The 12,832-nt window shown below is 71.0% G+C and carries 8 protein-coding genes; 1 reads left to right on the top strand and 7 read right to left on the bottom strand.

Going from position 1 to position 12,832, the window contains the following annotated elements; genetic code table 11:
- Positions 1-3: 3 nt before the first annotated feature.
- Together F8M74_RS26990 and F8M74_RS26985 are read right to left on the bottom strand one after the other, a co-directional pair.
- Positions 4-1,203, bottom strand: a complete 1,200-nt coding sequence (locus F8M74_RS26990) for a cyclic nucleotide-binding domain-containing protein (RefSeq protein ID WP_141257398.1) — start codon at positions 1,201-1,203, stop codon at positions 4-6.
- A gap of 138 nt (positions 1,204-1,341) precedes the next feature.
- Positions 1,342-1,737: an MmcQ/YjbR family DNA-binding protein gene (locus tag F8M74_RS26985; protein ID WP_228560375.1), complete on the bottom strand. Its 396-nt coding sequence runs from the start codon at positions 1,735-1,737 to the stop codon at positions 1,342-1,344.
- Positions 1,738-2,196: 459 nt separating this feature from the next.
- On the opposite strand from F8M74_RS26985, the gene F8M74_RS26980 reads away from it, so the two are divergent.
- Positions 2,197-3,546, top strand: a complete 1,350-nt coding sequence (locus F8M74_RS26980) for a sigma 54-interacting transcriptional regulator (protein ID WP_171410403.1) — start codon at positions 2,197-2,199, stop codon at positions 3,544-3,546.
- A gap of 3 nt (positions 3,547-3,549) precedes the next feature.
- Here F8M74_RS26980 and F8M74_RS26975 read toward each other — a convergent pair whose 3' ends face one another.
- The 5 genes from F8M74_RS26975 to F8M74_RS26955 all read right to left on the bottom strand — a co-directional run bounded on the left by F8M74_RS26975 (position 3,550) and on the right by F8M74_RS26955 (position 12,822).
- Positions 3,550-4,923 carry a serine/threonine-protein kinase gene (locus F8M74_RS26975; RefSeq protein ID WP_141257396.1) on the bottom strand — a complete coding sequence of 458 codons (1,374 nt, stop codon included), beginning with the start codon at positions 4,921-4,923 and terminating at the stop codon, positions 3,550-3,552.
- Positions 4,924-4,935: 12 nt separating this feature from the next.
- The gene (locus tag F8M74_RS26970; protein WP_141257395.1) at positions 4,936-6,480 is read right to left on the bottom strand and encodes a hypothetical protein; all 1,545 of its coding nucleotides are present in this window, start codon (positions 6,478-6,480) and stop codon (positions 4,936-4,938) included.
- 161 nt (positions 6,481-6,641) lie between these two features.
- Positions 6,642-10,466, bottom strand: coding sequence for a serine/threonine-protein kinase (locus tag F8M74_RS26965; RefSeq protein ID WP_141257394.1), 3,825 nt, complete (start codon positions 10,464-10,466; stop codon positions 6,642-6,644).
- A 15-nt stretch (positions 10,467-10,481) separates the two neighbouring features.
- The gene (locus F8M74_RS26960; protein WP_163884579.1) at positions 10,482-12,338 is read right to left on the bottom strand and encodes an OPT family oligopeptide transporter; all 1,857 of its coding nucleotides are present in this window, start codon (positions 12,336-12,338) and stop codon (positions 10,482-10,484) included.
- A 16-nt stretch (positions 12,339-12,354) separates the two neighbouring features.
- Complete coding sequence (locus F8M74_RS26955) at positions 12,355-12,822, bottom strand: hypothetical protein (protein WP_228560373.1); 468 nt, start codon at positions 12,820-12,822, stop codon at positions 12,355-12,357.
- Positions 12,823-12,832: the final 10 nt, after the last annotated feature.

The raw sequence follows: 12,832 nt of genomic DNA, 5'->3' as shown, positions 1-12,832 counted from the left end.
CTGTCACGTGCTCAGCGCGCGCACCCGGCCCGCGAGGTTCTGGGTGAAGAGGCGGAAGATGCGCAGCGCCGCCGCCTCGTGCGTATCCACGAAGCGTTCGAAGTCGACACGGCTGATGCGCAGCGCCCGTACGGAGGTTCGCGCACGGACATGGGCGGACACGGGCCCGTCCTGCACCAGGGAGATTTCCCCCAGGTACGCCCCTGGCCCCAACGTGTTGAGGTGCCGGGCGTCCTCCTCGGGGCCGCTGAAGACGTCCACGGAGCCGTCCATCAGGACGAAGAGCCCCAGGCCGGGCGCGCCCTTCTCCAGCAACACGGCGCCGGGCGCGATGACGACCTGACGCGCCAGCCGGTAGAGGTCCTTCATGTCCTCCAGGGACAGCTCGCCGAAGATGGGGATGGCCTTGAGGAACCGGTACCCGTTCGCCGCGGGCGCCGACGCGCCTCCGGAACGGCGAATGAGCATGGCCTCCGCTTCTGCCTCCATCCCCATGCGGCGCAGCAGCCGGGCCTTCTCCGTCACCAGCGCCGGGTCCCCGCGTGCTTCCTCCGAGCTGCTCACCGCGTCCGCGAGCACCGCCAGCGCCCGGTGCGTGAAGCCCTCCGCGTCCAGCAACTGGCAGATGCGCAGCACCGCCTCCACGAAGCGCAGGTCCTCCGCGCGCACGCCTCCGAGCGCCTCTACCTCCGCGTGCGCCTGCCCCAGTTCCTGGTAGAGCGTGGCCGCCTCGAAGGGACGGTCCAGGCGCACCAGGCACTGCGCCATGGCTTCGCGCGAGCCCAGCTCCCGATAGATGGCCAGCGCGCGTTCCAGCGCACCACCTCGCTCGAAGGCGGCGGCGGCGCGCTCGGCATCACCCGCTCGGAGGTAGCTCTCCGCAGCGGCCATGTACTTGCCACTCTGGAAGTAGAGGTCCCCGGCGGTGGCGTCCTCGCCCTGGCCGTCCATCAGCCGGGCCGCGCCCAGGAAGTCCCGCGCGCGCCGCAGCACCTCGACGAAGCCACGGCGCTCCTTCGCCGGCCCCTGTTCAGCTTCGTGACGGATGCGCTCGCGCTGCGCATCGCCCAGCTCCTCGTAGAGCTGTGCCGCCCGGTCCGTGTCCTCCAACTCGACCAGAGAGCGCACCGCGCGGAGGGCACCCTCCACGGGCGTGCGCAGCCGCCCGCTCCCCTCGCCCTGGCCACCTGCTGACTCTGACATGTTGGGTCTCCCGTTCCGGTGAGACCGGCCAGCAGGAGCGCTGCCAAAGCGTTGCGCCCCTTCCCGGCCTGCCCCCCTTCTCCCATAGCCTCGCATTGAATGCCGGGCCTGCCAACGCCTGCCGCGAAAACGCGGGCGTCAGTCCGCGCCCCGCGCCCGCTCCGCCAACTGCCGCTGGGAGGCACTCCTCCGCCACGCGTCCTCCAACAGCTGGCGGACCAGCGCCGGACGCGCCGCGGCAACGCGCACGAGCAGGTACTCGGGGTACCCCGCGTAATGTTCGGTGATGTAGCAACTGTCTGGCTCGGCCTGCATGAGGACGTCCCGCACGCCGGGCTCCACCTTCACCACCAGCGACTCGCCGTCATCATGGAAGCGGGCGATGAACTTCTTGCGCACGCGGAACGCGGGCGTCCCGAAGGACGTGCCCTCCTCCATCCCCGGTAGGGACAGCGCCAGCGCGCGCACCGCGTCGAACGTCAGCCCCTGCGTACCCCCACCGCGCATCGCGCGGCGCCTACCCCGTGTCGCCATGGCGCATTCCTACCAGAAGCCCAGGCAAACACGGCAGGTAGCGCGCCATGTTGAAACTCCGCGAACGAACCGCACCGCGGAATGACAGACATGATTTCATCCCCGAGCGGATGCGCGATGTGATGACCCGCGGTGCCATGTCTGTGATTTCATCAGCACGACCGCCCGCGCCGACATGTGGGGTCCGCGACACTCCGAGTCCGCTGTGACACAGCACCTCTCAGCCGAGAAGGTCCAGACAGCCTCGACCAGCGGAAATCCCGGAGACGCCGCGCCTCCGCGCGGGACCTGCCTCGCTCCCAGAGCGAGCGGCCAACAACCACCCCCCCAAGAAGAATGAGCCCGGGAGAGAACCGTTCGGATGTCGGCTCCCGTGATATCTTGACTTCCATGTCTGCACTGGACCGGGCTCGAGCCGCACCCTCCTCGCCGGACGTGAAGGGCGAATCGCAATGGAGGATGGAAGTCGAAGGTGGGGGGGACACGCCGCTGCACGTCACGCTGCCCTACGAGCACGCACGCCGGGGCTATGACGCCTCCACGGTGCGCCGGTTCCGGCTCACGGTGGCGGAAGGTCCGAACATGGGGACGACGTGGGAGTCCACGGGTGACACCTGCTCGGTGGGCTCGCACCCGCTGAACGACTTCGCCGTGGAGGACTCCACGGTGTCCCGGTTCCACTGCGAGGTGCGCATCGGACCTCGGGGCCCCCAGGTGAAGGACCTGGACAGCCTCAACGGCGTCATCGTCGACGGGGTGCAGGTGGTGGAGGGCGTGCTGCGCAGTGGCAGCCTGCTGCGCCTGGGCCGCGTGGTGCTGCGCTTCGACTTCAGCGCGGAGAACAACCGTCTGCCGCTGTCGGAGAACTCTCGCTTCGGCACGCTGGTGGGCGCCTCCGTGGCCATGCGCGGCTGCTTCGCGATGATGGAGCGCGCGGCGGGCCGCGACGTGACGGTGCTGCTCGAAGGCGAGACGGGCACCGGCAAGAGCCAGGCCGCGCTGGCCATCCACCAGGCCAGTCCCCGGCGCGACGCGCCCTTCCTCATCGTGGACTGCGGCGCCATCCCCGCGCACCTGTTGGAGAGCGAGCTGTTCGGCCACGAGAAGGGCGCGTTCACCGGCGCCGTCCATCGGCGCGCGGGCGTCTTCGAGGAAGCCGACGGAGGCACCGTCTTCCTGGACGAGATTGGCGAGCTGCCCGCGGAGCTGCAGCCCAAGCTGCTGCGCGTGCTGGAGAACCGCGAGATTCGCCGAGTGGGCAGCAACACGTATCAGCCGGTGAACGTGCGCCTCCTCGCCGCCACGCACCGGGACCTCCGCGCGGAGGTCAACGCGGGCCGGTTCCGCTCCGACCTCTTCTTCCGGCTCGCGGTGCTGCGCTTGCTGCTTCCACCGCTGCGTCAGCGTCCGGAGGACCTGCCCATGTTGGTGGAAGGCATCCTCGACCTGCTCGGCGCGGACCGCGAGCGCACGGGCGCGCTGCGCACGCAGGACTTCCTGGCCAGGTTGCGGCACGCGGCGTGGCCCGGCAACGTGCGCGAGCTGCGCAACTACCTGGAGCGCTGCCTCGTCTTCGAGGAAGCTGTAGAGCTCTCCGAGGAAGAAGCCCATCGCTCCGGCCCACCCAAGGTGGACCCCTCGCAGCCGTACGCCGACCAGCGCCGTCACGTCGTCGACGACTTCGAGCGCCGCTACCTGCGCGCGCTGCTGGAGAAGCACCAGGGCAAGGTGGCCCAGGCAGCCGTCACCGCTGGCATGGACCGCGTCCACCTCTACCGCCTGCTGCGACGCCACGGCATCAAGCCGTGAGCCTCACCGCGGGCGGCTGACGCGCCAGCACCCCAGTCCCGCGGCGGACACGGGTGTCGCCAGGAAGCCCGTTTCCAGGCCCTCGAGCGCACGCGCGGTCGCCACCAGGTCCGTTCCTGGTGGCTCCGCGACCCAGCCCGGCAGGTGCAACAACCCGCCGCCGCTGTCCTCGCGAGGCAGCTCCGCGACGTGAACGGTGATGGCCAGGTCCACCGGGCGCGGCGCCTCGCTCGCCGCCACGAACTCCACCAGGGCCAGCGCGGCGTGCAGCACTCGCGCTCGCGCGGCCTGCTCCGCCCCTACTTCCGGCGGCAGCGGCGCGAAGGCCAGCAGGCAACCGCTCCCCTCCAGCCGCACGTCCAACCCCGCGGCGCGCGCGGTCCCCCCCACGCGCTCCAGCAACGCATCCAGCCGCTCCAAGGAAGAAGGTTCCACCGCGCCGTGGAGCCGGGCTTCCGCGTACAGCGCCACGGCGAGCGTGGGCTGGTCCTCCGTGGGACTGCCCTTCACCGCGCGCCGGAGCGCTTCGAGCCACGCATCGATGTCCGGGTATCGGTCCTCGCGCCGCTTCCCCATGCTGCGCAGCACCACGGCATCCAGTGCGGCAGGCACCGGGGCGCGCTCACTGGGCCGAGGGGGCGGCGCATTCAGGTGCAGGTCCTCCACCTCATGCCGGGTGGCGCCCTGGAAGGGCGGCTGCCCGGTGACGAGCTGGAAGAGCAGCACGCCCATCGCGTACAGGTCCGTGCGGGCGTCGGGCGGCTCGCCACGAATCTGCTCGGGCGCCATGGACAACGGCGTGCCCAAGGAGACGCCCGTCAGCGTGAGCGTGGACGCGCCCGGCGCATCCGGCGTCAGCCCCTTCGCCACGCCGAAGTCCACCAGCTTCACGCGCGGCGCTCCACCGCCCGTGCCCAAGCGCACCACGTTCTGGGCCTTCAAGTCCCGGTGCACGACACCGGCCTGGTGCGCGGTGCGCAGCGCGCCGCCCACCTGCTCCAGCACCTCCAGCGCCTCTCCCGGCGACAGCGGCCCGCGCGAAGTCAGTTCCGCCGCGAGGTCCCTCCCCTCCAACCACTCCATCGCGATGAAGGGCCGCCCGTCCGCGAGCGTGCCGTAGCCAAGCACGTCGACGATGTGCGGATGGCTCAACCGCTGGAGCGTCTCCGCCTCCCGACGGAAGCGCCGCAGGGCGACATCCGAGGGCTGCGGGAGCAGGACCTTCAGCGCAGCGAGCGCACCCGTGCGGACATGTCGGGCACGGTAGAGCGTGGAGACAGGCCCCCGGTAATGGACCTGCTCCACCAGCCAGTCCGATACCAGGGCACCGACGCCCAACTCCTCGCCATAGAGGGCCTCTTCGTCACCCGACGCCATGCGGCAGAAGGCCTACTTCTTCCGAGGGAAGGGAAAGGGCAGCTCCTCCCCCGAAGGTAGCGGTTTGACGGGCACCGATGCACGCCCACAGGACTGGGTGCGCTGCTCCTTCGCCACCGTGTCGCACGGGGCATGGAGATAGGTGGTCACCGACTGCGTCCACAGCACGTTGGAATGGTCGCGGCACTCCTCGTAGTCGCCATCCCTCGGCGTGAGGGGCCCTTCCTGGATCGCGCACATACCGGCCACGGGCGGACTGAGGGACGTGAAGCAGGGCCCCGTCACGCGCGCGGCGCAGTTGGAGCCCGACGAGGGCAGCGCGCAGACGCGGTTCGCCGCGTACGCCGCCCCACTCGACCAGGCCGGGTCGTAGCAGGAGAACATCTTCCGGTAGATGGAGCCGCGCACGATGACGTCGGCGCCCACCACCACGTACTTCTTCTTATCCCCCTCACCGACTTCCACGACGTCCACCTCCGCCCTCAGCTCGTTCGGCAGGAAGATGTTTCCGTAGAATGCGCCCTCGCGCACGGAATAGACCTGCTGCTCGGACAGGCCATAGGTGGACGCGGAGTCCGGATGCGCCTCGACGTTCGCCAGCCATTCCACGGTCGTGCTCGAAGCCGGCGCGGTCATCACGCTGTAGTAGCCCCCTCCCGGGCAGGTGAAGGAGACCACCGGAACGGCGGGCGACCCCGCGCAGGTCCCTGTCGCCTCACCCAGGTTGCGCGCGTCGAAATGGTCACACCCCGCGATTCCCTCGCACACCCGCAGGACCGTGGGCCCATTCACACTGGAGCCCAGTATGGGAGACAGCCCCGCGCAGGACAGCGGACCACCCGCCCCCACCGCGACGGTCGTGGAAGGCGTGCAGCCGCCAATGCCATCCGGCGTCCAACCGCAGTCACGCTGCTCGCCTGATTCGCCCAGGACACAGTCTCCGAAGCTGGCCAGCGCAGTGCCCGTGATGGGGAGGTGCGCGGCCGGGCGCGTCTTCGCATCCAGCGTGTAGATGTTGGGTCCCGACGAGGAGAACTGGTGCTCGCCGCGCATGGACAGTTCCACGCGCCGACCCTCCGCGTTGTTGCGCGCCAGCACACAGGCGGAGACACGCTCCAGGCAGCTCTGGGTCGGCGGGGAGTTGGCCCAATCCGGGCAGAGCCCCGCCTGTCCAAGCCATTTCCGGACGCCGGGGCTGGGGTCCCGCGGGTCGTAATAGGCAATCTCCTGTTCGACCGTCAGCGCGCAGCCCACCAGGTACTCCATGAACCGCTGTGCATTGGGGTCATGCAGCCGTCGGCGCGTGTTCGCGTCGCCCAGCGTGGGGTGGAACAGCTGCACAAGCGCCGAGGTCCCCAGCAACTGGTTGGAGTCGGCGTTGGTGGAGATGGCGTTGAGCACTAGCGCCTGCGTCGTGAGCGAGTTGGCGATGCGAATCTCCGACGCCTGCGTCCCTACCGTGGGCGTCTCCTCTTCATGAGGCCCGGTTCCGCAGCCCGACAGGGCGAAAAACACGAGCGAGGAAACCGCCAACAGGCGAGGCGAACCAAGGGCCATGAGACGTCCTCCAAGAACGACGGAAGGAAGGAGAGCTGCCTCCCAGCAAGCATGTGCCGAGCCAGCCTGGGAGGTTGTATGCGGTGCCATGAGAGCAGATCTGCACGCAGCATTCGCGTAGCGCTTCACGTCACACCGCCGCCGGACTGTGACATGTCTCGCTACACGCCGAAAAGGGCAGCCCGCAGAGACTCCAGGCGGGCTCGCCACAGGGGAGCGCCCTCCTCCACCGCGCGCTCGGCCCGGACCACCCAGGTGCGCGCCTCGTCGGCACGTCCCGCCTGGAGCGCGCCCCGGGCAGCCTGGAGGAGAATCTCCGCCTTCTCATCCGCCGAAGCCAGGGTGTCCGCGTCGTCCGCCAGGGCCAGCCACGCCTCCCGCGCCGAGCCGCCGCCCCGTGCGTCCTGGACCTGTAGCTCCACCAGCCTCCGCATGACGGCGGTGGGCGGCAACGATTCGGGCGGACAGTGGGAGCCAATCCACCGGAGCTGCCGCGTCGCCTCCTCCAGGTCGCCCAGCGCGGCGGCCATGCGCGCGAGCAGCAACGCATCCACCGGGACAGGGTGCTCACGGAAGAAACGCACGCCCAGTTCGTGAACACGCCGGGCCAGCGGCAGCGCCTCCTCTAGACGGCCTTGCATGTAGAGCACCTCGGCGAGGTTGAAGGTGGACCAGCGCTCCACTTGCGCATGGCCCAGCTCCCGGCCCAGCGCCATCGCGCGGCGCAGGTCCTCTTCCATCCGAGCCACGTTCCCCAGGCGCAACCACAGCAGCACACGGTTGATGAGCGTAGCGGCCCGGTGCAGTGCGTCCCCGGCCTGCTCGCAGCGCAGCAGTGCCATGTCGAAGCGGGTCGCGGCTTCGTCGGTCCGGTCCAGGAACGTGAGCGCCGAGCCCAGCAGCGCCAGCGACACCACGAGCGTCTCGTGGTCATGCGCCCGCTCCGCGCCGTCCACCACGCCGGTAAGAACGCGCACGGCGGCGCCCCACTCCCCCAGCCGGACGTGGAGCCGGCCCCGGGCCAGCGAGCAGCGCAGGGACAGGCGAGGCTCATCCAGCCGCTCGATGCGTTCCAAAGCCTCACGTGTACAGGCCGACGAGCCCTCCACGTCCTCCATCCAGTCGCGGGCGGTGGCTTCCTCCAGCAGCAACTCCACCTGCTGGGCCTCGTCACCGCGGGCCACGGCCAGTGCCCGCGCCGCGCCCAGGTCCGCCAGCCCCTCCCGGAAGCGCTGAAGCCGGTGACGGACGCGCCCACGCCCCGACAACGCCAGGGCCCGGCGCGCCACATCTCCCTCCGGCAACAACGCGAGCGCGCGCGTGTAGTGCTGCTCCGCCTCGACGGACAGGTGCGCACGGCGCGCGGACTCCGCGAGCGAGAGGAACGCGGAGATGGCCTCCGCATGAGCACCACAGGCCGCGGCATGGTGGGCCCAGCGACGGCGCTCGGCCATCCCGTCCCGGGGCGTGGCACGCAGCGCCGCGGCGTGGAGGACGCGACGTGAGGAAGCCGGAAGCAACGCCTCCAGCGCCTCGCGCAGCAAGGGGTGACGGAAGGCGAAGTGGCCCGGAGCCGTGGGCCGCAACAGCCCCGAGCGCGCCAGCCGATGGAGTCCGGCCCCCGCGTCGAGCGACGTCACGCGCGCCATCTCCTCGCTCGGCTCCAGGTGTCGCAGGGCGGCATCCACGCGGGACACCTCCACTTCCGTGCCCAGCACCGCGCACAACCGCGCCAGGATTCGGTGTGCCGCGGGGAGCCCGGCCAACGCCCGCGCGGCGAGTCGCTCGAAGAGCGGCGTCACGGAGACGTCCAGCAACGCGTCCGGCGCGATGTACCACCCGCCTCCTGGAGCCGCCCGCAGGGCCCCCGCGGCCCGCAGCGCGCCCGCGAGTTCCACCAACGACAGGGGGACGCCTTGCGCCAGCTGTTCCAGCCGCGCCAGCACCGGCTCGGGGACGTGCTCGGCGGGGCGCAGCAGATGCAGCAACAGGGAACGGCTCGCCTCGGGTGTCAGCGGCGGCAGTGTGATTCGCGCGACGCGGGCGCTGCGCTCGCCCAGGTGCGGTCGCAACCCGAGCAACGCGGGCCTCGCGGCGACGCAGACCCAGAGCGGTGCACGCACACCCGCCAAGGTGGCGACCTCCAGGGCATCCAGGCTGGTGGGGTCCGCCAGGTGCGCGTCGTCGACGAGCAACACGCGAGGGGCGGCCTGGGCCTGCCGCTGGAGTCCCTCGGCGAGGCAGCGCGCGGCTGCGTGTCGCTCATCCGCGAGTGGAAGCGTTGGTGCCTGGACAACACGGGCCGGCTCGGCGGTGGCCCTCAGCGCGTCCAGCAGCGACTCCGAGGACGCGGCGTCCGGCGAGGGCGCGCGGAGCCGCACCACGAGACACCGCCCCGCGGCCTCCAGCCGGGTGGACAGTGCCTCCAGGACGCGGGACGTGCCGTGCCCCACGTCACCCGTGAGGACGCACAACCCTGGGACACCCTCCTCGATGCAGCGTGATGCCTCGGCCTCCAGCGCCGCCAGGACGGCCTCGCGGCCCGACAGGGGCGGTGCATCCGCGGAGGACGTGGCCGCGCCCCCGTCGTGCAATCGCAGGCGCGCGCCATCGGGCGAGTGCTCCGTGGCGCCCGGCCCCAACCTCGCCGCGGCGGAGGCAGTGACGCGGGCTTCTCCCAGGGCGAGGTCTTCCGGCCACCAGTCTCCCGCGGACTCCAAGGCGGGCCCCGCGACCCGCGTGGTCGTGGCGCCCGGAAGGACGTGCAGCCGCGACAGGTGCAGGACGGTGGCGGCCTTGCCCTCCTCCATCAGCTTGCGCGCCACCAGTGCGCCTGCGCGAAGGTTGGCCTCGGCGGACAGGGACTCGGAGAACGCGACCAGATAGCCCCGTGCGCGGACGCGCGCGAGCGTGCCGCCCTGAGGCTCGAAGGTCAGCCGAAGCACATCGACCGGTATGTCCGCGCGGACGCCCAGCAGCGCGACCCACCGCTTGCCGGCCCCCGGCCCGGACGACGTGGGCACCGCGGCGGGCGCGCCCTCCGGCGGAGCCATGGACAGGGACTGGCTGCACGCGGCATCGAAAGCGGCGAGCACATCCGAAGCCCGCGAGAAACGTTCGGAGGGCGCCTTCGCCAGACACCTCGACAGCACCGCGTCGAGCGCCGCCGGCGCGGGCGCGCGCTCCGACACCCGGGCTGGGCGAAGGCTGACGTGCCCGTGGCGAATCTCCTCGGCGCCGCCGATGAAAGGCGGCGCGCCAGTGAGCAACTCGTACAGGAGGACGCCCAGCGCGTAGACATCCGCGGCGGCCCCGGCCTCGCGCGCGTCCAGGCACTGCTCAGGTGCCATGTAATACGGCGTGCCCAGCCGCTGCCCTACGAGCGTCAAGCCCTCGGACTCCGGGCGCTCTCCGTCGTCAGGTGCGTCCAGAAAGCGCGCGAGCCCGAGGTCCAGCAGGCTGAGCGCCCCACCCTCACGCAGGAAGATGTTCTCCGGCTTGAGGTCGCGGTGGGCCACACCCGCGGCATGGACGCGCTCCAAGGCGGCGCAGAGGCCACTGAGCAATTCGCGCACGCGGGGCACGGACGCCGCGCCCGAGCCCGGCAACGCCGCCATCCACGCGGCGAGCGTCTGGCCATGCAGCCGCTCCATGACGAGGAACGGCCGCCCTCGGACAACCCCCGAGTGGTGGAGCGTGGGCGTCGTCGGCGCGCCGATGCGGCGGAGCGCGGCGGCCTCCCGAGCGAAGCGGTCGCGGTGAGGCGGCCGTCCCACCTTGAGCGCGACCTCACGGCCATCCTCCTCGCGGTAGGCGGTGAAGACGTGTGAGAAGCCACCCGAGCCCAGCAAGGCCGCGGGGCTCAAACCTGGCACGTCGGGGAGCGGAAAGGGCTCGGCGTCAGGGCCAGGCGACGAAGCGCGCTGGCCATGCACAGGACACACCGCGCCGGTGGCGAGACGGCGGTGGCAGACCGGACAGCGCATGGGGTGAAACGAACGTTACCAGAGCGACTGGCTCAGGACGACGACAACCCCCATCAACCCTTCGCCCGCGATGAGGCCGGCGGCCAGCGTCACCACCCGCCCCTCCTGAGCCTCTGGGCTCGCCCGGCGGGCCAACGCCGCCGCCACCCCGCCCAGGAAGAACCCCAGCGCGGTGGACGCCGGCAACAGACAGGCCAGGCCCATGCCCAGGGGTGACGGCACCCAGTGTCGCACCCGTTCGGGAAGCAGTCGCTCCGTCAGTGTGAGGACAGCGGCGGCGAGCGCGGCCCAACCAAGCGCAGCGCGCGTGCCCGGCGCCAACCCCGAGAAGCCCGAAGCCAGCACCTGGGCGATGCTGGCGGTGACCGTGGCGGCGGGTGCGGGGAAGCGCTCGCCCCCCAGCGCCGAACGGTCCGGCACCAACAGGAAGAACAGCGGCACCACCGCGGCGGCCCCCACCGCGCAACCCACGAGCTGCGCCAGGAACACGCGGCGGGGATGGGCCCCCAGCAGGTGTCCCGTCTTCACGTCACTGAGGAGGTCCGCCGCGGACGACGCCGCGTTGACGGTGATGCCCGCGGTGGCGAGGTTCGCCTCCACGTTGCGCGGCAGCAGCACGCCATAGGTCATCTGCGTCACCTGCCCCAGCGGGCCCACGGGCGTAACATCCGTCTCCCCCGTGACGCGGCAGGCGATGAGACACAGCACGAATGACAACGCCACCGCGAGCGCGGCGTGTGGCAGCGGAACGCCAAAGCCCACCTTGGCCACGGCGAGCGTGGCGGGCGTCAACACGACCAGGCCCGCCAGCAGCCAGCGTCCCGGAACCTGAAGCGCATCCACCGGATGGGGCGCCACGGAGGGACGTTTGAAGAGTCCCTTCAATGCGCGCCCCAGGACGCGGCCCTCCAGCGCGAAGTGCAACAACGACGCGGTGGTGAGCGCCGCCGTCCCGGGCCAGAGACTCCAGGCGAGGAAGTCTCCATCTGGAAGCAGCAGCCCCGAAGCGAACACGCGCGGTGCCACGACTCCGTGGATGAGCAGCGCGCCCAGGAACCAGGACGCCGTGAGCCGCAGTCCCAGCAGCGCGCCCGCGCCCAGCGGAAGCAGACTCATCTCGAAGCCGAAGCCCAGGCGCTCCAGCGACATCCCGCTCAGCGTTCCGGGGAATGGAAACACATAGGGAAGGCGGCCCAGCCCATCCCGCACCAGGGTGACGAGCGCGGCAATACCTCCGCCCAGTCCCAGCATCGACAGCCGCGGACGGGACGACGCGCCCGTGGTGTGAAGAGCACGGATGGTCGCCGCCGCGGCCGTGCCCGTGGCGAACGGAAGCTGCTCATGGTCCACCAACTTGCGCTTGAGGGGCACCGCGAAGAGCACGCCCAGCGAGGACAGGAGGAAGGTCCACGCGAGCAACGCCCACCCGGGGGGATGACTGCCCGTTGTGAGCAACCACGCGCCCTGAACGGACACCAGGGCGCCGCCCGTCGCATAGCCCGCGGACGAAGCCACGGCCTGCGCGGAGCACGTCTCCAGCGGCGAAAGCGGAGCTCCCGCGACGCCCGGCGCCACGCGCCGCATCGCTCCGTGTGCCGTATGCGTGAGCAACGCGGCGGTGATGGCCACGGGAAAGGCCACGGCCATCTTCAGGCCCGCGTAGAGGTTGGTCGCGCAGGTGATGGCACCAATGCCACTTCCGAGCAGCACCGCCCGCAGGGTGAGCTGCGGCACCCGGTCCCCCTGGAAGACCTCGCGCAGCCAGAAGGTGTCCAGGGCCTCGGGGGAGTCCCCCGGGATTCGCAGCAGCGTCAGCGGTGCCTGCGCCGGTGTCACTTCCTCGGAGGCAGCTTGGGGAACGGGCTGAGACATGGGCCGTTCCATCTTTTCATTCCGAGGCCATCGGGGACGAGCCCCCTTCCCCATTCGTCACCGCGAGACGCAGGCGCTGTACGCCCAGCATCAGGAGGTACCGGTCGGCGACACCGGACAGGGAGCGCTCCAGGTGAAGCCCATCGGGACGGAATCCCAATTCGGCCAGGAAGCGGAACACACGATGCGCGGCCTGGTCATCGCGGACGGCGCACTCCAGCGTCGCGAACAAGGTCGGCGCCATCTCCTGCCGCCGGCTCCCGGGAGGCAGCCGCCTGCAGGGTTTGATGCGGAAGCCCACCTCGCCCAGGAGCTGCCCGTCCACCACGTCGAGCGTGCGGACGTAACCACTCGTCAGCACGGGGATGCCGCGGCGCTCGAGTTCCTTCTTCCACCCCGGCACCGCGGCGCGGAACGCACCGTCAACGAGGAGCGCGGGCGCGGGCACCGTGCAAGTGCCCGCGTCAAACCGTGTGCACGACACGACAGACGAT

The sequence above is a fragment of the Myxococcus sp. CA023 genome, from assembly GCF_010998615.1.
GTDB lineage: Bacteria > Myxococcota > Myxococcia > Myxococcales > Myxococcaceae > Myxococcus.
Note: the sequence above shows the minus strand (reverse complement) of the source record. Positions and strands in the feature narration are given on the sequence as shown.